The sequence below is a fragment of the Streptomyces sp. NPDC050528 genome (genome assembly GCF_044457795.1).
Lineage (GTDB): Bacteria > Actinomycetota > Actinomycetes > Streptomycetales > Streptomycetaceae > Streptomyces.
Map to the genome: position 1 here is coordinate 1 of NZ_JBITHH010000026.1, position 22,999 is coordinate 22,999.

At 70.2% G+C, this 22,999-nt stretch carries 18 protein-coding genes and 2 pseudogenes; 7 read left to right on the top strand and 13 right to left on the bottom strand.

Features of this window, described 5'->3' with window-relative positions; translation table 11 throughout:
- Positions 1-231, top strand: a pseudogene (locus ACIBK4_RS49835) (sugar ABC transporter ATP-binding protein); the annotation flags it as partial.
- 81 nt (positions 232-312) lie between these two features.
- On the opposite strand, the gene ACIBK4_RS49840 reads toward ACIBK4_RS49835, so the two are convergent.
- The 4 genes from ACIBK4_RS49840 to ACIBK4_RS49855 are packed head-to-tail and all read right to left on the bottom strand — an operon-like array spanning position 313 to position 4,320.
- Positions 313-1,332 (bottom strand): Gfo/Idh/MocA family protein, encoded by a 1,020-nt coding sequence (locus ACIBK4_RS49840; RefSeq protein ID WP_399006731.1) that lies wholly within the window; start codon positions 1,330-1,332, stop codon positions 313-315.
- Positions 1,329-2,330: a Gfo/Idh/MocA family oxidoreductase gene (locus ACIBK4_RS49845; protein WP_399006733.1), complete on the bottom strand. Its 1,002-nt coding sequence runs from the start codon at positions 2,328-2,330 to the stop codon at positions 1,329-1,331. Before ACIBK4_RS49845 ends, ACIBK4_RS49840 begins: the two co-directional genes overlap by 4 nt.
- 31 nt (positions 2,331-2,361) lie before the next feature.
- On the bottom strand, positions 2,362-3,123 hold the full coding sequence (locus ACIBK4_RS49850) for an SDR family oxidoreductase (RefSeq protein ID WP_399006735.1): 762 nt from the start codon (positions 3,121-3,123) through the stop codon (positions 2,362-2,364).
- An 18-nt stretch (positions 3,124-3,141) separates the two neighbouring features.
- Positions 3,142-4,320: a phytanoyl-CoA dioxygenase family protein gene (locus ACIBK4_RS49855; RefSeq protein WP_399006737.1), complete on the bottom strand. Its 1,179-nt coding sequence runs from the start codon at positions 4,318-4,320 to the stop codon at positions 3,142-3,144.
- 108 nt (positions 4,321-4,428) lie between these two features.
- Between ACIBK4_RS49855 and ACIBK4_RS49860 the strand changes: the two genes are divergently transcribed.
- On the top strand, positions 4,429-5,475 hold the full coding sequence (locus ACIBK4_RS49860; RefSeq protein WP_399006739.1) for a LacI family DNA-binding transcriptional regulator: 1,047 nt from the start codon (positions 4,429-4,431) through the stop codon (positions 5,473-5,475).
- Between the two features lie 24 nt (positions 5,476-5,499).
- Here ACIBK4_RS49860 and ACIBK4_RS49865 read toward each other — a convergent pair whose 3' ends face one another.
- The 6 genes and pseudogenes from ACIBK4_RS49865 to ACIBK4_RS49890 all read right to left on the bottom strand — a co-directional run bounded on the left by ACIBK4_RS49865 (position 5,500) and on the right by ACIBK4_RS49890 (position 9,787).
- Positions 5,500-6,072, bottom strand: a complete 573-nt coding sequence (locus ACIBK4_RS49865; protein ID WP_399006741.1) for a YbhB/YbcL family Raf kinase inhibitor-like protein — start codon at positions 6,070-6,072, stop codon at positions 5,500-5,502.
- Entirely contained in the window at positions 6,069-6,635 is a 567-nt protein-coding gene (locus ACIBK4_RS49870; protein ID WP_399006743.1) for a cysteine hydrolase family protein, read from the bottom strand. Before ACIBK4_RS49870 ends, ACIBK4_RS49865 begins: the two co-directional genes overlap by 4 nt.
- Before the next feature lie 75 nt (positions 6,636-6,710).
- The gene (locus ACIBK4_RS49875) at positions 6,711-8,480 is read right to left on the bottom strand and encodes an MFS transporter (protein ID WP_399006745.1); all 1,770 of its coding nucleotides are present in this window, start codon (positions 8,478-8,480) and stop codon (positions 6,711-6,713) included.
- 29 nt (positions 8,481-8,509) lie between these two features.
- Positions 8,510-8,950, bottom strand: a complete 441-nt coding sequence (locus ACIBK4_RS49880) for a MarR family winged helix-turn-helix transcriptional regulator (RefSeq protein WP_399006747.1) — start codon at positions 8,948-8,950, stop codon at positions 8,510-8,512.
- 109 nt (positions 8,951-9,059) lie between these two features.
- Positions 9,060-9,356: pseudogene (locus ACIBK4_RS49885) on the bottom strand (DUF6368 family protein); the annotation flags it as partial.
- 50 nt (positions 9,357-9,406) lie between these two features.
- On the bottom strand, positions 9,407-9,787 hold the full coding sequence (locus ACIBK4_RS49890; RefSeq protein ID WP_399006749.1) for a hypothetical protein: 381 nt from the start codon (positions 9,785-9,787) through the stop codon (positions 9,407-9,409).
- 133 nt (positions 9,788-9,920) lie between these two features.
- Here ACIBK4_RS49890 and ACIBK4_RS49895 point away from each other — a divergent pair, with 133 nt between their 5' ends.
- From ACIBK4_RS49895 to ACIBK4_RS49910, 4 genes are all read left to right on the top strand, one after another.
- Complete coding sequence (locus tag ACIBK4_RS49895) at positions 9,921-11,183, top strand: sensor histidine kinase (RefSeq protein WP_399006751.1); 1,263 nt, start codon at positions 9,921-9,923, stop codon at positions 11,181-11,183.
- 50 nt (positions 11,184-11,233) lie between these two features.
- A complete protein-coding gene (locus tag ACIBK4_RS49900) occupies positions 11,234-11,815 on the top strand; it encodes a LuxR C-terminal-related transcriptional regulator (protein ID WP_399006813.1) in 582 nt (193 codons plus the stop codon).
- A 272-nt stretch (positions 11,816-12,087) separates the two neighbouring features.
- Positions 12,088-13,377 (top strand): MFS transporter, encoded by a 1,290-nt coding sequence (locus tag ACIBK4_RS49905; RefSeq protein WP_399006753.1) that lies wholly within the window; start codon positions 12,088-12,090, stop codon positions 13,375-13,377.
- A 35-nt stretch (positions 13,378-13,412) separates the two neighbouring features.
- Positions 13,413-16,535 (top strand): ATP-binding protein, encoded by a 3,123-nt coding sequence (locus tag ACIBK4_RS49910; RefSeq protein ID WP_399006755.1) that lies wholly within the window; start codon positions 13,413-13,415, stop codon positions 16,533-16,535.
- On the opposite strand, the gene ACIBK4_RS49915 is transcribed toward ACIBK4_RS49910, so the two are convergent.
- Both ACIBK4_RS49915 and ACIBK4_RS49920 read right to left on the bottom strand, forming a co-directional pair.
- A complete protein-coding gene (locus ACIBK4_RS49915) occupies positions 16,516-17,307 on the bottom strand; it encodes an ABC transporter permease (RefSeq protein ID WP_399006757.1) in 792 nt (263 codons plus the stop codon). The genes ACIBK4_RS49910 and ACIBK4_RS49915 overlap by 20 nt on opposite strands.
- On the bottom strand, positions 17,304-18,290 hold the full coding sequence (locus ACIBK4_RS49920; protein ID WP_399006759.1) for an ATP-binding cassette domain-containing protein: 987 nt from the start codon (positions 18,288-18,290) through the stop codon (positions 17,304-17,306). The genes ACIBK4_RS49915 and ACIBK4_RS49920 overlap by 4 nt, the downstream gene beginning before the upstream one ends.
- A gap of 173 nt (positions 18,291-18,463) precedes the next feature.
- Between ACIBK4_RS49920 and ACIBK4_RS49925 the strand changes: the two genes are divergently transcribed.
- A complete protein-coding gene (locus ACIBK4_RS49925; protein ID WP_399006761.1) occupies positions 18,464-18,910 on the top strand; it encodes an SRPBCC family protein in 447 nt (148 codons plus the stop codon).
- Positions 18,911-18,936: 26 nt separating this feature from the next.
- On the opposite strand, the gene ACIBK4_RS49930 is transcribed toward ACIBK4_RS49925, so the two are convergent.
- Positions 18,937-22,995, bottom strand: coding sequence for a discoidin domain-containing protein (locus ACIBK4_RS49930; RefSeq protein ID WP_399006763.1), 4,059 nt, complete (start codon positions 22,993-22,995; stop codon positions 18,937-18,939).
- Between the last annotated feature and the right edge of the window lie 4 nt (positions 22,996-22,999).

Below are 22,999 nucleotides of genomic sequence, written 5' to 3' on the forward strand. Positions count from 1 at the left end.
ATCTTCATCACCCACAACCCGCACCACGCCTACATGGTCGGCGACCACTTCAGCGTGCTGCGCCTGGGCACCATGGAACTCTCCGCCGAACGCAGTGAGATCACGCTGGAGGAGCTGACCAACCACATGGCCGGCGGCACCGAACTCGCCGCGCTCAAGCACGAGTTGTCACAGGTCCGCGGCGTCGACGTCCAGGAACTCCCCGGAGAAGTCACCTTGAAGGCCGGCTGACCCGGTCGGGTCTCGAACCAGGAGGCCGTACACAGCAGTTGGGGGCGGTACCGAATCGGTACCGCCCCCAACTGCTGTTTGTCAGCCGACCGGAAGAACCGTGCGCGGCCGGATCGGGAACCCTGCCGCCTGGTAGCAGTCGTCGATGAGGCGCATCGTGGTCAGCGCGTCGTCGACGTCGAGTGCCAGCGGCTCGCCGTGCCTCAAGTGGGCGGCGAAGGCCTCCAGTTGATACGTGTACGAGGAGCGGCGACCGAGTTCCTCGGTGCGTTCACCGGTCGCCGTACGCACGACGACCCGGTCGTCGAGGTGGGGCTGCACGAAGTTGACCACCGTGGCCTCGCCGCGTGAACCCACGACGCGGCAGCTCATCTGCCAGGTGTCGTGGGCCATGTGGCAGCGGGCGCTGCCCGTGGCGCCGCCAGGGAACTCCAGGTCCGCGTCCAGCCATTCGTCGATCCCCGGGGCGTCGGCCTTCTCGCCGCCGCGTGCGGCGACCAGTCGGGGTGCCCCGCCCGCCCAAGGGGCGAGCATGCGCTGGGCGTGCAGGCTGTAGCAGCCGAGGTCCATCAGTGCGCCGCCCGCCAGCGGGAGCGACCACCGTACGTCGCTGTCCGGGGGCGCGGGCATCGCGACCATGGTGTCGACGTGCCGGAGTTCGCCCAACTCCCCGCTGTCCAGCAGCTCGTGGAGCCGCAGGATCACCGGGTGGAACAGGTAGTGGAAGCCCTCCATGAACACCGTGCCCGCCTTGGCGACGGCCTCGTGGACCTCGGCCGCCTCAGCCGCGTTGCTCGCCGACGGCTTCTCGGTGAGGACGTGTTTGCCGGCCCGGAGCGCGGCCAGGTTCCACGGCGCGTGGAGGCTGTTGGCCAGCGGGTTGTAGACGACCTCGATCTCGGGGTCGGCGACGAGGTCGGCGTAGGAGTCGACCACCCGCTCCACTCCGTGCGTGGAGGCGAAGGTCTCGGCGCGGGCGCGGTCGCGGGCGGCCACCGCGACCAGGCGATGCCCGCCCGCCCTGGCCGGGCCGACGATCGACAGTTCGGCGATCCGGGCCGCGCCCAGCACGCCGATCCGCAGGGGTTCGTCCGTTGTCACTTGCGCACCTCGTCGAGTCGTACGGGACGGTTTTCGTGGAGCGAGAGGGTGCACGCGTCGGCGATCCGGCTCGCCTCGATGGCGTCGGCGACCGTGCAGGGGGAGGGGCGGGTGCCGGCCACGACCTCGGTGAACGCGGTGAGTTCGGCGCGGTAGGCGTCGGCGAACCGGTCCATGAAGAAGGTGTGCGGCACTCCCGCCGGGAAGGTCGCGCCCGGTTCGACGGAGCGCAGCGGGAGCTTGTCCTCCAGGCCGACCGCGATGCTGTCCTTCATACCGTGGAGTTCCAGGCGGACGTCGTGACCGCGGGCGTTGTGGCGGGAGTTGGAGATGACGGCGATGGAGCCGTCGTCGAGGGTGAGCAGCGAGGACGCGGTGTCGACGTCGCCCGCCGCACGGATGTACTCCGCGCCCCGGTTGCCACCCGTTGCGTACACCTCGACGACCTCGCGGCCGGTCACCCAGCGCACGATGTCGAAGTCGTGCACGCTGCAGTCGCGGAAGATGCCGCCGGAGGCGGCCACGTAGGCGGCCGGTGGCGGTGCGGGGTCGAGGGTGGTGGACCGCACGGTGTGCAGGTCGCCGAGTTCGCCGCTGACCACGGCCCGGCGCGCGGCGACGCAGCCCGCGTCGAAACGCCGGTTGTAGCCGATCTGCACCTCGACGCCGCTGCCCTCCACCGCGCGCAGCACCTCCAGGCTCTCCTCGACGCCGCGCGCGACGGGCTTCTCGCAGAACACGGGAACGCCCGCCTTCACGGCGGCGACGATGAGCTGGGGGTGCACGTCGGTCGCGGCGGCGATCACGACGCCGTCGACCCCGGCGGCCAGCAGGGCCTCGGGGGAGTCGGCGGGGACGGCCCCGAAACGTTCGGTGGCCGAGGCCACGGCCCCGGCCACCGGGTCGGCGACCACCAGGGAGTCCACGGCGTCGAGACCGACGAGGGTCTCCGCGTGGAAGGCGCCGATGCGCCCCAGTCCCAGGATGCCTATACGCATGAGCATCGAACTCCTTCTGCCGGCGTGCGGCTCAGTCCTGGCCGCCGAAGACGTTCTGGTCCCAGTCGACGACCGAGCCGGTCACCACACCGCTGCGGTCCGAGAGCAGGAACACGACGAACTCGGCGATCTCGTCGACCTGCCCGAGCTTGCCCATCGGCTGGGACTTGGCGGCCTGCTCCCGCCAGTCGTCGCCCGCGCCGTGGAAGGCGCGCTGCGTGGCGTCCTCGCCCTCGGTGTCCGTCCACCCGATGTTGACGGTGTTGATCCGGATCCGGTCGAAGCGGTGCGCGTGCGCCGCATTGCGGGTCAGGCCCGCGAGACCGGCCTTGGCCGCGGAGTACGGGGCCAGATAAGGCGGCCCGCCGTGGGCGCAGTTGGAGCCGATGTTGACGATCGTGCCCGGTGCCTTGCGTGCCGTCATGTCGGCCACGGCCGCCTGCATCGCGAAGAACGGCGCCTTCAGGTTGATCGCCATGTGCTGGTCGAACAGTTCCGGCGTGGTGTCCAACAGCGAGCCGCGTGACGTCAGCCCCGCCGCGTTGACGAGACAGTCGACGCGCCCGTGCGCCTCGACCGCATGGACAACGCTGTCGCGTGCCTGCGCCGGATCGGAGAGGTCCGCGCGCACGAAGAGCGCGCCGGTGTCCGCGGCCAGCTTCTCGCCGACCTCGGCCCGCCGCCCGGTGAAGACGACGGTCGCGCCTTCGGCTACGGCGGCCCGTACGACACCGGCTCCGACGCCTTGGCTGCCGCCGTTGACGAGGACGACTCTGTCCTCAAGCAGTCCCATGAGTGTGATGTGTCCTTTTCAGCTCTGGCGGCGCTTGGCTGCGGCCTGCAGTTCGTCGCGCAGTTTCTCGGGGGCCCACTCCTCGGCGACGGCCTGGCGCAGGGTGTCCGCCTGCGAGGGCGGGGCGAGACCGGCCACCGGCGGGTCGAGGTCGAGGTTCGTGGGGAAGGGGTAGCCCTCGGCGGTCGCGGCGATCACCCGGCGCAGCCAGTCCTCGGTCACGCCCTCGGCCTTGCGGCTCAGCAGCACCGGGAACAGCGCGTTCGACATCGCCTCGCGGTCCACCGTCTCCATGGCACGGCCGAAGGCGGAGGAGATCTGCAGCAGATTGGCCATGCGCTTGATGTCGGCCGAGCGGTTGTGGCCGGCGGCGTGGAACAGCGCCGGGTTGAAGAACACCGCGTCGCCCTTCTCCAACGGCAGCTGCACGTGGTGCGTCTCGAAGTACTCGACGAACTGCGGGAGCCGCCAGGCGAGATAGCCGGGCTCGAACTTCTGCGAGTGCGGCAGATAGAGGGTCGGACCGGACTCGACGGGCATGTCGACGTGGGCCACCGCGCCCTGCAGGGTCAGCGTCGGCGAGAGCCGGTGGACGTGCGCCGGATAGGCCGCCGCCTGCTCCTGGGTGAGGAAACCGAGGTGGTAGTCGCGGTGCACGCTCTGCGCCGCGCCGCCCGGGTTGACCACGTTGAGCTGCGAGGTGACCTGGTAGGCGGGGCCGAGCCAGGCCTCCGAGATCAGCTCCAGGACGTCGTTGGCGTAGTAGTCGGCGAACGCCTCGGGCGCCCGTACGGCAATCTTGTCCAAGGCGTTCCACACGCGGTCGTTCGCGCCGGGCTTGGCGAAGTGGTCGCCGCGGGCCGCGCCGCTCGCGCGCTCCTCCTCGATCAGCGCGCGGAAGGCGTCGGACGCCCGGTCCACGACCGCCTCGTCCGGGAAGGCGCCCTTGAGGACGACGATGCCGGGTCCGTCGAGCAGCGCGCGCACCAGTTCGCTCTGTACGTCCCGGCGGCCCTCGGCGGTGGCCGCGAGTTCGCGGAGCCGGGCGCTGTCGTAGAGCGGGACGTTCTGCTCGATCCGCTCGGCCGAGGGATGGTCGGCGGGGTCGGTGCTCTGCTCCACGAGTGAGCGGAACGCGTCGAGGTCGCAGTCCGCCTCGGTCAACCAAGTCCGCGTCCCTGCGGTTATGGGAGACATCCGGGTCCTTTCGCTGTCACGGCGTTTCTGCCAGTCTTGATAACCCAAACCCATCATTCAATGCTTACCGCTACATCAAAAGTGCATCATCGGTCTGGGGGATCACTCATGCGACATCAGTACCCGATCAGGGAAATCGCCCGTCAGGCCGGGCTGAGCACGGCCACCGTCGACCGCGTCCTCAATCAGCGGGGCAACGTCACGGAGAGCACCATCAGGGAGGTGCAGGAAGCCATCAAGGACCTGGACCGCCAGCAGAGCCAGGTCCGGCTCGGCGGCCGCACCTTCATGATCGACATCGTGATGCAGACGCCGGAGCGGTTCTCCACCGCCGTACGGGACGCACTCGAAGCCGAACTGCCGTCCCTGCACCCCGCGTTGGTCCGCTCACGCTTCCACTTCCGTGAGACCTGTCCGCCCGCCGAACTCATCGGCACCCTGGACCGGATCGCGAAGCGCGGCACGCAGGGCGTGATCCTCAAGGCCCCCGACGAACCGGAGATCGCCGCCGCCGTCGGCCGGATGGTCGCGGCCGGCATCCCCGTCGTCACCCTCGTGACCGACCTGCCGCACAGCGCCCGCCTGGCCTACGTCGGCATCGACAACCGCGCGGCCGGCGGCACCGCCGCCTACCTCCTCGGCCAGTGGCTGGGCAAGCGGCCCGGCAATGTGCTGACGACCATCAGCCGGGGCTCCTTCCGCGGCGAGGAGGAGCGCGAGATGGGGTTCCGCAGCGCGATGCGGCTTGCCGACCCGAGGCGCTCCCTCGTGGAGGTCACCGACAGCGACGGCCTGGACGCCACCCAGCACGACCTCGTCCTGGAGGCGCTCAAGCGGGACGAGGACATCATCGCCGTCTACTCCGCGGGCGGCGGCAACCTCGCCACCCTCGACGCCTTCGACGCGCTGGGCCGGGAGTGCGCGGTGTTCATCGCCCACGACCTCGACCACGACAACACCCGCCTGCTGCGCGAGCGCCGCCTGTCCGCGGTCCTCCACCACGACCTCCGCCAGGACATGCGCCGCGCCTGCCAGATCATCATGCGCGCCCACAAGGCCCTCCCCGACGACGGCCCGTCACTGCCCTCGGCGATCCAGGTGGTCACCCCGTTCAACATGCCGCCCGACGCGCCGTCCGTACCGGTCGTCGACTGATACGGCCACGGGTCGCGCCCGAAGTCAGCGTTCGTAGACGCCGGTCAGCCGGCCGCGGCCGAGGACGGACGCCGTGATGGTGGGCAGCAGGGCGCGGGGCCTGGCCCGGTCCAAGGGCGTGGCACCGGAGGCACTGTCGACGGCAGCCGAGAGGGCGAACAGCTCGAAGACGTAGCGGTGCGGTCCGTGGCCCTTGATGGGCGCGGGACCGTGATAGCCCCGGCCGACGGTGGACCGGAGCACCCGCACCCCGGGACCGGGCTGCCGCGCGGACAGGGCGCCGGGCTCCAGCTGTCCGGCGGCCGGGTCGATCAGGGCGAGGCAGTGCACGGCGGGCTTGGGGATGGGGACGTCGATGTCCTCGACGACCAGGAGGAGTTGTGCGGTACCGGGCGGGAGCGCGGACCAGGCCAGCTCGGGGGAGAGGTCGTCGCCGCCGATCTGCTTCGCGCAGTTCTTCAGCGGCATGGTGTCGCCGTCGCCGAAGTCCCGGCTGGTGAGGGTGAGTTGGTCGGGGCCCTGGAGGTTGGGCAGGTTCCAGGCCGTGTGGGTCTCGCCTGCCCTGCGGTTGTGCAGAAGTCGGCCGAGCAGGGTCATCGCGTCGCCTCCATCATGTCGACGACCTCGGCGGTGGTCGCGGTCTCACCGAGCTTGGGGAAGACACGCTCGACGCTGTGCCGATGCGCCTCGGCGTCGGGATCGCCCATGGCGTCGGTGGCCAGGACGACGTGATAGCCGTGGTCGGAGGCCGAGCGCGCCGTCGACTCGACGCCCGAGCTGGTCGCGATCCCGGCGAGCACGACCTGCGTGACTCCCAAGTCCCGCAGGAGCGTGTCGAGTCCGGTGTCGTGGAACGCGCTGCGCCGCCGCTTGGTGATCAGGTGATCGGTCGGCCGCACGTCGAGTTCGTCGATGAGGTCGGCCCAACCGGCGGGCAGCGCAAGGGCGTTGGCGGACCGTCCGGTGTCGGTACGTCCCGGCGCGCGTGCGGTGACGTTGACCAGGACCACGGGGAGGCCGTGCCGCCGGAACTCGGTGACCAGGTGGGTCGCCTGCTGGACGGCGGTGGTGACCGGGGTGTCGGTGAGGGCCGAGACGATGCCCTTCTGGAGGTCGACCACGACAAGCGCGGCTGTGGGGTCGACGGTGCTGAGTGGCATGGAAGTTGGCGCTCCTATGGGCGGCTTGTGATGTCGTGGACGGTGGCTGGTCGCCAGGCTCGGGATGAGGTGATCTCAGCCGTCGGCGTACTTGTCCGGTCGTGCGAGGGCGTTGCCGGGGGTGGTCCTGCGCGGTCCCGGCGTCTTGACCGTGGGGCGGGTGCCGGTGCCGCGCAGCAGGGACGCGATCGCGGCGAGGAAGGCGAGAGCGGCGCCGAAGGCGAACACGACGACCAGACCCGAGTGGAACGGCCCGGATATCAGGCTCGGGAAGAACTCGCTGCCGGTGAGCGTGCGTTGCTGCGCCCCCGTCAGACGGGTCAGGACGCCGCTGGGCTGGAGCAGATGCTGGATCGGGTTGACGCCCAACTGCGCGGCGAACAGCGAGGAGACCGGGGGCAGTCCGGCCACCTGGGTCGCCAAGTGGGCCGGTACGCCCTGCTGTTGGAGCCCGGTGGTGAGGCTGGCCGGGAGGGTTCTGGCCAGCCCGGCGATCATCAGGGAGAAGAACACGCCGATGGAGACGGCGGTGCCGGAGTTCTGGAAGGTGGCGCGCATGCCGGAGGCGACACCGCGCAGCCGTGCGGGCACACTGCCCATGATCGAGGAGGAGTTGGGGGAGGCGAACATCCCGCTGGCTATCCCGTTGAGCGCGATCAGCAGGGCGAAGATCCAGTAACTGAAGTCGATCGGCAGGCACATCAGGCCCAGGAAGCTGGCGCCGAACAGTGCCGCGCCGCCGGTGGCGAGACCCCGCGAACCGAGGCGGTCCGACAGATACCCGGAGACCGGGCCCGCCGCAAGGAAGCCCGCGGTCAGCGGGAGCATGAAGATGCCGGCCCACAGCGGGGTGTCGCCGTAGTCGTAGCCGTGCAGCGGGAGCCAGATGCCCTGTAGCCAGATGATCAGCACGAACTGCATGCCGCCCCGGCCGATCGAGATGGCCAGGCCCGCCAAGTTGCCGAAGGTGAAGGCCCGTTGACGGAACAGGCTCAGCTGGATCATCGGCGCGGAGACGCGGTTCTCGATGACGACGAACGCGGCCAGGAGGAGCAGCCCGCCGGCGATCAGTACGTCGACCAGGGGATTGGTCCAGCCCATGGTGTGACCGCCGTAGGGCTGGAGGCCCGCGGTGATCGCGATCAGGGACGCGCTGAGGCCCACCGCGAAGGTGATGTTGCCCCACCAGTCGATGCGGCCGCCGTCGCGCTTGGCGGTCTCGCGCAGGGTGCGGTAGGCCCACACCGTGAAGAACACGCCGACGGGCACGTTGACCCAGAACACCGCGCGCCAGTCCCAGGCCGACAGCAGACCACCGGCGACGAGACCGATGAACATGCCGCCCAGCGCGGCGACTTGGTTGATGCCGAGGGCGAAGCCGCGCTGTTCCTCGGGGAAGGCGTCGGTCAGGATCGCGGCGGAGTTCGCGGTCAGCATCGAGCCGCCGACGGCCTGGAGCAACCGCCAGGCGATCAGCCACATCGCGCCGTGGCCGCCGTCGAAGGGGTCGAAGGAGAGCAGGATCGAGGCGAAAGTGAAGACCGCGAACCCGGAGTTGTAGATCCGGACCCGGCCGTACATGTCGCCGAGGCGCCCCACCGTGACCACCAGGACGGCCTGGACCAGCCGGTACCCCATGATCATCCACAGCAGATACGCGATGTTGCCCGGCGCGAGCGGATCCAGGTGGACGCCCCGGAAGATCGCCGGCAGCGCGATCAGCACGATGGAACCGTCCAGCGCGGACATGAAGACCGCGGCGGTCGTGTTCGTCAGCGCGGTCCACTTGTATCGGTCGTCGGCGGTCGCACGGCGCGGGGCGCGTTCCTTGGGAGGGTCTGTCATCGGCCTGCTTCCTCGTGGCTCCGTCGCCGTCAGATGTTCTGGGCCAAGCGCTCCAACAGCGGTGCGGCTGCCGCGAGTTGCTCCAGTTCCCTCGGGGTGAACGCCCCGCCGGTCAGGGCCCGGGCGAGGAGTTCGACCCGCCCGTTGCGCTTGTCCTTCAGCGCCTGCCGTCCGGCGTCGGTCACCGTCAGCACCACGCGCCGCCCGTCGTCCGGGTCCGGCCGCCGCTCGACCAGACCACGGGTCCGCAGCGTGTTGAGCGTCGCCCCCATGGCCTGCGCGGTGATCTGCGCCTCCCGGGCCAACGCGGACGAGGTCGTGGGACCCGCACGGTCCAGCCGCGCCAGGGCACTCCGCTCGGGCATCGTCAGCCCACCCTCGACGGGCACCTGCCGGGCCCGCCGCACCAGCACACCGATCCCCGCGAGCAGGGCTGAGGCGACCGCCTCGGGGTCCAGATCGTCGTTCATGTACTAAGGCTACTTTATAAAGCTGCCTTAGTAAATCCGCATCGTTGCGGAGCTCGGGGGAGGGGTGCGATGCCGTACGACGCCGCGAGCGGGCGAGCTTCCAGCCGGGCTACTTGACCAGCCTGAAGGCGGGGTGCCGGACCCAGGCCCGCAGGAATTCCGCCGACCCCAGCGCGATCCGCCGGTCGTCCACGACCCCCAACACCCCCGGAAGACCGGCGACCACTGACGCCTGTCCGTCCAGCAGCTCGGCGTTGGCCACGCCCCCGATGACGTCCATGACGGCGGCGGTCAGCAAGGCCGTGGTCACATGGTCGAGCCCGCGATCGCAGCCGGCGCTGACATCGACGGCATGGGTCGGCCTGAAGCCGAGGAGGGCCTCCACCTCGGGCTCATCCGCGTGCGAGTGGCTCCGCCAACTCGATCACCAACGTTGGACCAGGCATGCCAGGGAGCCTAGTTCGGCAATTGCGGCGGCAGTGCGCGCAGGGCATTCCGTGCCACCGCCGTGCACAGTGCGGCGAGCGGCAGTTCGAGGCATGCAGCCATCAGGACCGCCGCGAGGACCGCGCCGGGGTCGGCGGTCAGTATGTCGAACCAGGCGTCGACCGCCAGCAGGACCGCCGTCGCCGGAGCCACGGCGACCCGCCGTCGGTCGCGGCGGGCCAGTAACAGGCCCGTGCCGACCAGGCCTATCGCCTCCATCGTGTCCAGGCCGATCCATGCGACGGGGTGGGCGCCCGCCACCCGTGACAGCACGAAGAGCCAGGGGATCAGCGCCAGTCCGGCGGCCGTGAGCACACGGGCGGACCAGGTCCAGCAGGGTGTCGTTGTCATGCGGACAAGGCTTCTCGGGATGAACTCCCAGGTCAGTAGCGTGGATTTCCGACCTGGGGGTGGTGCTGGGTACAGCCCGAAGCGGAAGCCAGCTGTATGTTCCGCAGGTCCGCCCGCGTTCTACGGTGTGCTCATGGGCCTTCTCACCGCGCTGCGCGGCGCCTTCGCACGCGTGGGCCGCGCGACGGTCTTCAACCTCGCCGGCGCACCGCTGCAGTTGCTGCCACTCGTGCTGATGACGGAACCGTGGCTGTTCATCCGCGACCCCAATGGCGTACTGGAGATCCAACTGGCCGTCTACGCACCGCTGTTGGTGATCGTCTACGTCGCCGGGGCGCTGACCGCCGTCCAGCGCCGCAGGTTCGCCTCGCTGGCGGGGGTCGACATACCGCGGCTCCCCGTCGCGCAGCGCAGGCCCACGTTCCGTCGAGCGGTGAACTGGCTTCGTGTCGGGGCGACTTGGCGACAGGTCACCTATCACCTGCTGGTCGGACCGTCGATGTTGTGCGGGACGGCCGTCACCGCCGCGCTGTGGGGCTGGGGCGCCTTCGCGGGGACCGCCCTGGTGTGGATGTGGGGTCTGCCGCCGGGGCAGCAGCTGAAGTTTCTGGAGACTTCCACGGAGGCGGTGTACATCAACATGTCCGGAATCGCTGCCCTGTTGATCGCCGCGTGGTTCACTCCCGTCCTCGTCCGCCTCGACACCCGCGCCGCCGTGGCCCTGCTGGGCCCCAGCCGCACCGAACAACTCGCGCGTCGGGTCGAGGACCTCACCGAGAGCCGGGCCGGAGCGGTGGACGCGGCCGACGCCGAACGCAGGCGCATAGAACGGGACTTGCACGACGGGGCACAACAACGCCTGGTCTCCCTCGCCGTGAACCTCGGTATCGCCAGAGCCACACTCACCGACCTGCCCGACGAGGCACGACAGGTCATCGACGAGGCCCATCGGGAGGCCAAGGAAGCGATCGACGAGCTCAACAACCTTGTACGGGGCCTGCATCCGGCCGTCCTGGACGACCGGGGTCTCGACGCGGCGCTGTCCGGTATCGCCGCGCGCGGCCCGCTCCCGGTGCGGCTGCGCGTCGACGTGCCCCGGCGCCTCGCCCCGACCGTCGAGGCGGTCGCCTACTTCACCGTCTCCGAGGCGCTGGCCAACATCACCAAGCACGCCCCCGAGGCCACCCGGGCGGACGTCACCGTCGAGATCCACGACGGTAGGCTCCGGGTCACCGTCGCGGACGACGGTCCCGGCGGTGCCGACCCCGCCCACGGCTCCGGCCTGGCCGGACTCGCCCGCAGGGCGGCTTCCGTGGACGGCGCGTTCGCGATCAGCAGCCCTGTCGGAGGTCCGACCGTCATCACCGTGGAGTTGCCGTGCGCCGTCTCGCCGTGATCGCCGAGGACTCGGTCCTGCTCAGGATCGGCCTGGTCAAAGTGGTGGAGATGGCGGGCTACGAGGTCGCCGCCGAAGCCGGTGACGCCGGCGCCCTGCTCGCCGCCGTCGCCGAACACCGCCCCGCCGTCGCCGTCGTGGACGTCCGTATGCCACCCGCCCAGTCCGACGAGGGTGTGCGCGCGGCCCTGGTGATCCGCCGCGAGTGGCCCGCCACAGCCGTGCTGCTGCTCTCCCAGTACGTCGAAGAGCGGTACGCGGCCGACCTGTTGACGACGAACACCGGCGGCGTCGGCTATCTGCTCAAGCAACGCGTCGCCGACGTCGAGGACTTCATCGACGCGCTCCGACGCGTCGAGGCGGGCGGCACGGTCCTGGATCCCGAAGTCGTGGCCCAACTCCTGCTACGACGCGCCAGCGACCCACTCGACCGGCTGACCCCGCGCGAGCACGAGGTGCTGGCCCTGATGGCCGAGGGACGCTCCAACTCCGGCATCGCCCGCCAACTCGTCGTCAGCGACAGCGCGGTGGCCAAGCACATCAACAGCATCTTCACGAAACTCGATCTGCCGTCGGTCGACAGCGACCACCGCCGGGTGCTGGCGGTACTGCGGTTCCTGAGCGCCGGGTGAGCGATGTGCTCCGCGGCGGACGGCAATTGGCTTTCGCGCCAGGCCCCCAAAAGCTACTGTCCCAACCGCCAGTGACCGCCCAGAAGTTGGAGCCCAGAGATGCCCGGTCGCCCGGGCGCGCGTTGACGGCATAGGCCGAGATCGGCCCGTCATCGCGTGCCGCCTTTGATGATGCTGCGGCACAGCGAGCCTTCCTCTCCCCGCTCGAACCACGGGCGCGTCCTTCGCGCGCCGGTTCGCGGGTCTCGTTGTCGGCGACTCAAAGGGTTCCCGTGCCGTCCACTTCCTCCTCTGTACCCGTTCCGCCGAGCCTGTGGCGCGACCGCGACTTCCGCAGGCTCTGGCTGGGGCAGACCGCCTCCCAACTCGGCGAACAGGCAAGCCTGGTGGTCCTGCCGCTCTTCGCCGTTCTGACGCTCGGTATCGGTGCCGGACAGCTGGGCGTCCTGCGCGCCGTGGAGCAGGCGCCGATCCTGCTGCTCTCGCTCTTCGTCGGCGCGTGGGTGGACAAACGGCGGACGCGCACCGTGATGGTGGTGGCGGACGCCGGCCGGACCCTGGTGCTGGGCGCCGCCGTCGTCGCCGGAGTGCTCAACTGGCTCGGTCTGCCCGCCCTGTTCGTGGTGGTCTTCGCCGCCGGAGTCCTCTCCGTGTTCTTCGACATGGCCTACCAGGCCTCTCTCGTACGGCTGGTGACACAGGATCAGCTGGTACGGGGCAACAGCGTGTTGGAGGGCAGCCGGTCCGCCGCGCAGATCGGTGGGCCCGCCCTCGGCGGCGCGCTGGTGACCCTGCTGTCGGCGCCGGTCGCCGTCGCCTCCAGCGCGTTGTTCTTCGCGCTGTCGTTCCTGTCGGTCCGACGTATCCGCCACACCGAAACCGTCCCGGCGCGCCCGGAAGATTCCCCTCGCGTAGGACGGCGGATCCTCGACGGACTGCGTTTCGTCGTCGGCGACTCCCTGCTGCGGGCCGTATGTCTTGCCGCTGCCGCCTTCCAGTTCTTCTTCGCGGCGATGATGACCGTCTATCTGCTCTTTCTCCCACGGGAGTTGCAGCTGTCCGGCACTGCCGTCGGCCTGGCACTCGCGGCGACCGGTCCCGGTGCGCTCGTCGGCGCGCTGCTGGCCGCGCGGCTGCCGGGCCGGTTCGGATACGGCAGGGTGATCGTGGGCGCGGCGGCACTCGGCGACGGTGTGTTCCTGTGTGTGCCCACGCTGCACGGATCGTCCGCGGCGACGATGCCCGTACTTCTGGCGGTCAACTTCGTGTTCGGGGTCAGCGGACAGCTGGTGAACGTCACGGTCATGGCCGTCCGGCAGGCCGTAACTCCCCACGGAATGCAGGGGCGTTCGGCCGCGACGATCAATGTCGCCGGCATGGGGACGGCGCCGCTGGGCTCACTGTTCGGCGGACTCCTCGCGCAGGAGTGGGGACTGCGCACCAGCCTCCTGGTGGCGGCCGGGGGCATGGTGCTGTCCCCGGTGGTGATGGCACTGTCCCCGCTCGCGCGTCTGGGAAGGGATCTTCACGCCCTCGCACGTGATCGATCTGCTGCCGAGTAGGGAAGCGGCGGCGGGACCTTGGTTAATCTGCACGGGTGACTGTTGACCTGACCCTGCTGCCGCGTGTCGCCCATCGAAGACAGGAGGTCACCGCGCCGCGTCTCCGCGGTCTCCTCGCCCTGCTCGCGGGCGACCTGCGCACCGGCTGCAGCACCGAGCGGCTGGTGGAAGGGCTGTGGCCGGACGAGCTGCCGGAGCGGCCGGGGAAGGCGCTCCAGGTCCTCGTGTCCAGGGCACGGTCGCAGCTCGGCGCGGACCTCATCGTCAGCACGCCGACCGGATACCGGCTCGCCCTCGCCGCGGACCAGGTCGACAGCTCCGCCCTGCTGCTGCACGCCGCCGCGAGCGCGGACCGGGCCAGGGCCGGCGATCACGCGGGATCACTCGCCGAGGCCGAGGCCGGGCTCGCGCTGTGGGAAGGCACCCCCGACCAGGGCGTCGACACCGACGACCCGGTGGCCGCGCTGCGCGCCGAACGCGCCCCCGTCCGCGACACGCTCGTCCGCGCGCAGGCCCTCGCGCTCGCCCGCCTCGGACGGCACGCGGAGGCCGCCGCGCCGCTGGCCGCCGCCGCCGAAGCGCATCCGCGCGACGAGGAGGTGCTCGGTGAGCTGCTGCGCGGTGAGGCGGCGACGGCCGGTCCGTCCGCCGCGCTGACCCGGTACGAGGCGTACCGCCGTGAGCTGCGCGACGAACTCGGCACCGACCCGGGTCCCGGACTCAAGGCCGTACAACAGGAGTTGCTGCGCGGCGAGGCGCCGGTGGCCCGGCACGGGGTGCCGCACGAGCCGAACCCGTTGCTCGGCCGGGACGAGGACGTCGCGGCGGTCGAAGGGCTGCTCCGCTCCTCGCGCGCCGTCACCGTCGTAGGACCCGGAGGTCTCGGCAAGACCCGGCTCGCGTACGCCGTCAGCCGCCGGGCCGAGCAGCGCCTGGTGTACTTCGTGCCGCTCGCCGGTGTCACCGAGGACGCGGACGTGGTCGCGGAGGTCGCGTCCGCGCTCGGCGCCGGTGCCATGAACGGGCCCGCGACGGGCGACCCGGTGGCCGGCATCCTCGGCGTGCTCGGCTCGGGGCCCGCGCTGTTGGTCCTCGACAACTGCGAGCAGGTCATCCGGGGCGCCGCCGACCTCGTCCAGGCCCTGGTCTCCTCCTCCAAGGACCTGCGGGTGCTCGCCACCAGCCGGTCCCCGCTGGGTCTCAGCTCGGAGGCGGTCTACGCACTGCCCGAGCTCCAACTCGCCACCTCCGTCGAGCTGTTCACACAGCGGGCTCGCGCCGCCCGGAGCGGGGTGGAGCTGCCGTCGGACGCGGTGGCCGAGCTGTGCCGGCACCTCGACGGGCTGCCGCTCGCCGTGGAGCTGGCGGCGGCACGGGTGCGGGTGTTGTCGGTTCCGGACATTGCCCGCCGCCTCGGCGACCGGTTCGCGCTGCTGCGCGGCGGGGCCCGGGACGTACCGGAGCGGCACCGCACCCTGCACGCGGTCGTCGAGTGGAGCTGGAATCTGCTGGCCGAGGACGCCAGGACCGCCCTGCGCACCCTGTCCGTCTTCCCCGGCGGCTTCTCCGGCGAGGCGGCCGAACAGGTCCTCGGCGAGGACGCGTTGCTCCTGCTGGAGCAGCTGGCCGACCAGTCGCTGCTCACCGTCGCCGACACCGCGGCCGGTGTGCGGTTCCGAATGCTGGAGACCGTACGGGAGTTCAGCGCGGCCCGCCGCACGGAGGCGGGCGAGGACGAGGCGGCCGTAGACCAATTCCTCCTGTGGGCGCGGGAGTTCGGGGTCGTGCATCACGACTGGTTCTTCGGGTCGGAGCCTCGGGCCGCGTGGGAGCGGATCCGGGGGGAGCAGGACAACCTTGTACTGGCGTTGCGGTATGCCCTGGCCCGGACGGACTGTCCCACCATCGCCGCTCTCACCGCCGTGCTCGCCGCCCTGTGGTCCACCGGCTCCAGCTATCCCCGGCTCACCGCCCTCGCCGCGGACACCGGCCCGCCGTTGTCGCACTACTACCCCGAGCCCGAGTACGTCGAAGTCGCCCGCGCCGCCGCGGTGTTGTGCACGGCGAGCCTGTTCATGGGCTACGGCCCGCAGGTCGTACGCCAGCTCGTCACCCTCCGGCGGCTGCCCGCGGCGCCGCCGGACACCCTGCTGCGCGCCATCTCGGCAGTGCTCGGCGCAGTGCCCGAGATGCTGCCTCCGGACTACGAAGTGCTGCGGAAGCTCTGCGACAGTGGGCAGCCGCTGCTCGCCGGCATCGCCGAGTGCGTCGCCACCTATGTCTGGGAGTTCGAGCACGACATCGACCGCTCGCTCGCCTCGGCACGGCGGAGCATCGAGGCGCTGGCGCCGGTCGACCACCCCTTCCTGCAGGTCATGGGGCATGCCCGGATGAGCGAGCTGTGCCTGCAGACGGAGCAGGGCGAGGCGGCGTACGAGCACCTCACGGCGGCGCTCGCGGCGCTGCCGCGGCTCGGCGACGAGCACGACTCCATCGGCGTCCGCTGGGGTCTGGTCCTCGCGTGTCTGCAGCGCGGTGACCCGGACGAGGCCGAGTCCTGGCTGCGGCAGGCGGAGAGCCGCAACCCCGTGCAGAAGGACGACCTCTACAGCCCCGACTTCGGCGGCCGCGCCGAGATCGCGCTCTCGCGCGGGCTGACGGAGGTCGGGCTCGGTCTGTGGCGGCGCAACGTGGAGCGGATGCACGAGGCCGGTTCGCCGGACAGCGACGACCCCTTCTACGACCGGTGGCTGCTGCAGGTCCAGTCGGCGGCGGTGACGGCACACGCGTACGCCGGCCGGCTCGGGCTGGTCGCGGAGGTGGTAGACCGCCTGCGACAGCGGCTGCGGGCCCTGCTCTCCGGCCCGGAGCGGTCGCCGATGGAACTCCCCGTGTTCGGGACGGCGTTGCACGCCCTCGGCGTGGCGGGGCTCGTGTCCGGCGACGCCTCCGCCGTACGGATGATCGCGCTGGCCGAACGGCTGCGGGTGCTGCGCGACTTCCAGCCGACCATGTCGGCGGACCGCGCCCGGCGGGCGGCCCAGGACGCCGACAGGGCGGCGTACGCCGACGCGGTGTCGGAGTACGCCGCCCTGGAGCGGGACGAGTTGCGGGAGGCGGCACGTGTTGCCATGGCGCTTACTTCAGGGCGCGGTTGAACTGTGAGGTCGACCAGCGGTAGCCGAGCACGGTGAGGCCGACGCACCAGGCGAGCGCGATCCACCCGTTGTTGCCGATCTCGGTGCCGAGGAGCAGGCCGCGCAGGGTCTCGATGACCGGAGTGAAGGGCTGGTACTCGGCGATCGGCCGGAACCAGCCCGGCATGGTGTCCGCCGGAGTGAACGCGCTCGAAATCAGCGGGAGGAGGATCAGCGGCGTCGCCATGTTGCTCGCGGCCTCGGGGTTCGGGCTCGCCATGCCCATCCCGACCGCGATCCAGGTGAGCGCCAGGGCGAACAGCACGAGCAGTCCGAACGCCGCCAGCCACTCCAGGACCGTGGCGTCCGTGGACCGGAAACCGATGGCCACGGCGACGGCACCGACGAGGACCAGGCTGGCCAGCACCTGCAGCACACTGCCGACGACGTGCCCGATGAGGACGGAACCCCGGTAGACCGCCATCGTGCGGAAGCGGGCGATCAGGCCCTCGGTCATGTCCATGGAGACGGAGATCGCCGCTCCGATCACGGTGCTGCCGATGGTCATCACCAGGAGGCCCGGGACGAGATAGGCGATGTAGTCGGAGCGGTCGGCGCCACCGCCACCGATGCCCGCGCTCATCACGTTGCCGAAGACGTAGACGAAGAGCAGCAACAGCATGATCGGCGTGAGCAGCAGGTTCAGGGTCATGGAGGGGTAGCGCCGGACGTGCAGCAGGTTGCGGCGCAGCATCGTGGACGAGTCGCGCACGGCGAGGGAGAGGGTGCTCATCGGACGTTCTCCTTGGGCTGGTTGGACTCGCTGGACTGGTGGGGGACCTTCGCGCCGCCGGTGAGGGCGAAGAACACGTCGTCGAGGTCGGGGGTGTGCACGGTCAGCTCGTCCGCCTCGATGTCGGCGGCGTCCAACCAGTCGAGAATGGCGCGCAGTTCACGCTGGCTGCCGCCGCTGGGGACCTGCAGCGAGAGCGTCTCGTCGAACCGGGTGACCTCACGCAGGGCCGCCGCGGCGAACTGGTAGGCGTCCGGGTCGGTGAAGCGGAGCCGTACGTGTCCACCGGGCACCAGTCGCTTCAACTCCTCGGCGCTGCCCTCGGCGACGAGCTTGCCGTCGTTCAACACCGCGATGTGGTCCGCGAGTTCATCGGCCTCGTCCAGGTACTGGGTGGTGAGGAAGACGGTCGTACCGCCGGAGACCAACTGCCGGATGATGCCCCACATGTTGTGGCGGCTGCGGGGGTCGAGACCGGTGGTCGGTTCGTCGAGGAAGATGATCCGCGGGTCGCCGACCAGGGTCATGGCGAGGTCGAGGCGGCGCTTCATACCGCCGGAGTAGGTGGAGGCGGGCTTCTTCGCCGCGTCGGTGAGGTCGAAGCGCTCCAGGAGTTCGGCGGCGACCCGCCGTCCCTCCTGCTTGGACAGGTGGTGCAGGTCCGCCATGAGGAGCATGTTCTCCTCGCCGGTGATCAGGCCGTCGACGGCGGAGAACTGCCCGGTGACACCGATCGCGGCCCGTACGGCGTGCGCGTCGGTGGCCAGGTCGTGACCGCCGACCCGCAGCTCGCCGGCGTCGGAGGAGATGAGCGTCGAGAGGATCTTGACGGCGGTGGTCTTGCCGGCGCCGTTCGGACCGAGCAGGGAGAAGACGCTGCCGGCCGGCACGGCCAGGTCGATGCCGTCGAGCACCGTCTTGTCCCCGTAGGCCTTGCGCAGCCCGGTGGCCGAGATCGCGAGTTCATGGGTCGTTGTCGTCATGCCGCAGAGCTTGTGGCAGGGCGCATTCAGCACGGTTTCACAGCGGTTTCAGTGCCCTGGAACCGGCGAGATCTCCGACAGGGAGCACGGACGGAGCCGCGCCGATAGGCTGACGATGCTCGGCACATCAGCACGCATCCAGCCAAAACTCCAACCGCAGCGCAGGAGGAATCATGGCCGGTCAGTTCGAGACGACAGCCGAGATCAACCGCCCCGTCGAGGAGGTCTTCGCCTTCCTCGCGGAGGGCACGAACGACCCCAAGTTCAGCCCGAGGGTCCAGGAGATCACCAAGACTCCGGCGGGCCCGACGGCCGTGGGCACCATCTTCACGAGCACGGTCAAGGACGCCGGCATGAAGACGGGCCGGAAATTCCGGATCACCGAATACGACGCCCCGCACCGCATCCGCTGGACCGAGGCCTCCAAGAACATCGTGACGGCGACCGAGGGCGGCTACGACCTCGAATCCACCGGCCCGGGCACGACCCGGGTACGGATCTTCAACGTCCTGGAAGGCCACGGCGTCGGCAAGCTCCTGGTGGGCTTCGCCCTGGGCGCGGCCCGCAAGGACGCGCCCGCGTTCGGGCAACGCATCAAGACGGCGGTGGAGGCGTCCTGACGGACCGATACCTGGAAATCCCGGGACTAACTCGCCGTTGCGGGGCGGCTGTTGTACGCCTCCACCTCCAAGAGCGGACGTCCTGAGGTCAGGACCCGGCTCGGCCACGACAAGGTGACGCTCTGGGATTCGCCGGGCAGCAGCCACAGGTAGTTGTGGCTGTACAGCGTCGGCAGCACGCGATGACCGGTCGCGCCGTTCTTCAGCGAGAGACGGACCATCGCGGCGACGGCCGGACCGTCATTGCGGACGGTGGCGGTCAGTTCGGTCCGGGTCCCGGAACGGGACACGCGCCCGAGCGTCGCGGAGACCTTCGTCCGCGGCGCCTTGCCCAGTCCCTGCATGGCGGCCGGCGTGCGATAGCGCCAGTACGTGTTGCGCGACAGGACCCGGCCGTCGCCGCCGGTCAGCGTCAGGCGCAGGAGATGCAGGTCCGGCAGGTCGTCGGTCCAGGCGGCGGTGAACGCCTTCGTGGTCGCGGCCGGCGCCACGTCCAGCCGGGCGCTCTTGTCCCGACTGAGCCGACGACCCGTCAGATCGATCAACTGCGCCGATATCACGGCATTCTTGAGGCCGTCGCGCGTGTGGTTGACCGCGATGACCTGCCCCTCGGGATCGGCCTGGACATGCAGGGGCTCACAGGCCGAACGGGCGCCGTAATACGTGCCGTTGACGTCGAAGTCGTAGTCGTAGGTCTGCCAGACCGTGCTGTGCCACGCGGGGTGGGACATCCACAGCATCAGACCGCTGGCGTTGTCCCAGAGGTTCGCGTTCCACGCCTCGAACATGGCGCGCGTGTTCTCGTAGTTGACGAACTGCGCCTTGAGCGCGAAGTCATCGAGACCGGTGGCCGTTCCGAGACGCGCTTCTACGGCCGCCTTGTACGTCTGCGGTGCCTGGTTCCCGCGCTCGCTCCAGTCGTGGTAGTACCAGGCACCGCGAATGGGCCACTCGGGCTCGTCGCCCGTCATGTTCCGCATACTGGCGGCGGTGGAGACGACGGGCATGCCGATCTCCGTGTGGAAGCCAAAGTCCTTGCTGCCGTAGGTGGTTGGGTCGAAGTACTTCTCCGGTTCCACCCAGCCGTACGGTCCGCCGCCGGTGATGATGCCGCCGGCCGAGTTGTTCTGGTAGAGGATGCCGGGGGCCTGTCCCTCCACGGCCTCGCGCATGCCCTGGTCGATGGCGGCGGGCGGGTTCCCCTCGTTGGCGCCGCACCAGATGACCACGCTGGGGTGGATGCGGGAGCGCAGCACGGTGTCCCGGGCGATCGAGTTGAAGGCGTCGTGGTCCGGCGGGTCCATGCCCCACGCGTTGGGGAAATCGTTCCACACCAGGATCCCGTGCTCGTCGCACGCGGCGAAGAACTCCTCCCGGTCGGACGTGCCCACCCAGTTGCGGATCATGGTGAAGTTCATGTCGCGGTGCATCCGCACGGCCGCGTCCATCCGCTCCGGCGGCATCCGGCGCAACAGCTCGTCCCAGCCCCAGTTACCGCCCCGGGCCAGCACCCGCACCCCGTTCACGCTGATCTGCAACGGGTCGGGGGTGTTGGACACCGACTTCACATCGGTCCACGTGTCCGCGTCGTCCGACACCTGGATCACATAGGTCTTCGGGTACGCCGACTCCCAGAGGATGGCGACCCGGTCGAAACGTTTCGAGGCTCCGAGGTCGACCTGGATCCACTGGTGATCCTCGTACTCGGAGGACCAACGGGTGTTCGTGTCACCGTCGGTGGCGTGTGCGGCCGGGTGGTCGGGGTCCTCGGTGGATGCGGTGGTCTTCTGGTGCAGGGCCAGGTCGGTCGCGGGCGCGGTGCTGTCGACGACGCCGAGGGACCACAAGGAGTTGCCCCAACTGGTATTGCGCAAACCGCAGTTGATACGGAGGTAGCGCGCGGTCCGGGCGGCGAAATCCTCGACTTGCAGGCTCGCGTTGCCGTTGTTGAAGGGCAGCGGAACCGCGCTGTTGTCCACCGACGCGGCATCGGTCCAGGTGGCGTTGTCGGAGGAGACCTGCACCAAGTAGCTCTTCGCATACGCTTGTTCCCAGACCAGGTCGACCCCGTCGAAGGACTGGACCGACCCCAGGTCGACCCGGATCCACTGGTCGTCCTCGTAGGCGGAGGACCAGCGCGTGCCGGGATCACCGTCGGTCACATTGCCGGCGGCGTGGTCGTCCCCATCCGTACTCGAAGCGTCGGCCTGCGCGTGCAGGGCCAGGTCGGTGGCGGTCCGCGTGCTGTCGCGTACGGCGAGGGTCCACAGGGAGTAGCCCCAACCGGAGGCCCTGGTAAGGCATTTGATGCGAACGTACCGAGCCTGTTGCCGGTCGAAGGTCACCGACTGGGTATACGCGTCACCGGAGTTGGCGAACGGCAGCGGCACTTCGTACGCGTAGCCGAACTGCCGGATGCCGAACCGAGTGGTGCGGCGGTCGCTCTCGGAACCGTCGACCGCTGCGGTGATCGTGAGCTTGTGCAGGGCGGGATCACCCAATCCGTTGGGCCACCACAACTCCGGCTCGTGCAGCCGCAGTTGACCGAAGGCGTCCGGCGTGAACGTGACGTCGACGCTCTCGCCCGCCGGGACGGTGACGACCTTGCTGACCCGCACGTTGTCGAAGGCCGCCGAGACGGTCGTCCTGTGGTCGGCGGTGTCGGCGTTGCGGACCGGGACGACGATCGTCAGCTCGGCGACCGACACCTGGGGCAGGTTCGGCAGCACGGTGTCGACCCGCGGATCGCCGATCACGACCTGGCCGGTCGTTCTCAGCCGGACGTGGTTCCAGATGCCGGCGGCCCGGTCGCGTACCGCCGGCATCCAGTCCCAGCCCGAAGAGGCCAGGTAGGTGGGGGAGTTGAGGTTCATCTGGTTGGCACCGGCGTCCACCCAGGACTCGCCGGCGGGGCCCTTGTCGCCGGGGCTGCCGGGTACCGGCATGGGCGTGATCTTCACGGCGAGCGCGTTCGCTCCGCCCGTGGAGAGCAACTCGGTGACGTCGTGGGCCGAGCGGGCGAACGGGTAGGTGAGACTGCCCACTCGGTGACCGTTGAGCCAGATGTCGGCCGTGTGGTTGATGCCGTCGAACTCCAACCAGGTCCGCCGCCCGGCACCGGTGCGCAGACCGCGCGGCAGCTCGAACTCCCGCCTGTACCACCACGAATGACGTGACAGGGCCTCGGGGATGTGGAGGTTGTTCAGTCCGACCACGGGGTCGGGCAGCTTGCCCTGGTCCACGAGTGAGCCAAGTACCGTGCCGGGGACGGTCGCAGGCAGCCAACCGCTTGCGTCGACGTCTGCCGTCGACAACTTCGCGCCGTCGGCGCCGGCCCAGTCGTCGAGCGTCAGCCGCCACCCCGACTCCACCGGAACCGTGCCGTCCCCGGCCACCGTCAGCTTGGGTGCCGGCCCGGAGTGAGTGCCCCAGTCCGTCCAGCCCGTGGCCGACGGGCGGTGTCCCCGGGCGGTGCCGTAGACCTCGAAGCCGTTGAGGCTGAGGGGGTTGGGGTTGGAGCGCCGGGTCGAGGTCAGCCGGACCCAGCGTGCGGTGACCGGGCGCGCGGGCTGGATGTTCACGACGCCGCCCGTGCCCGCCGTGGTGCGGTACACGCTGGTCCAGGTCGTGTGGTCGGTCGACGTCTCGACGACGTACTCGACCGAGTAACTGGACTGGATCTCCTTGCCTGTTGTGCCGTCGGCCGGGTTGCCCGTGGTGGGCGGCGTGAACACCGGGTCGCTCGCGTCGGCCTCGAAGGTGAGGCGGATCGACGTGACCTCGCACGCGGCTTGCAGGTCGATCGCGATCCACTGCGGGTCGCCCGCCGCCGCTCGCCAACCGCTGCCGCGCACACCGGGCGAGCCGAGCCGGTCCACCACGAACGAACCCGGGGTCGGCGCGTAGGCCGTCGAGGAGACGGACACGGGGCGGTGCAGCGCGAGTTCACCGGGTGTGGCGGGGGAGGAAGCCGCGGTGGCCGACGTGGGCAACGGGAGTCCGAGGCCGAACCCCGCCAGCAAGGTGGAACCCGTGGTGACCACGGAGCGGCGCGACGGGCGTGGCGAACCCGATTGATCTGTCATGAGC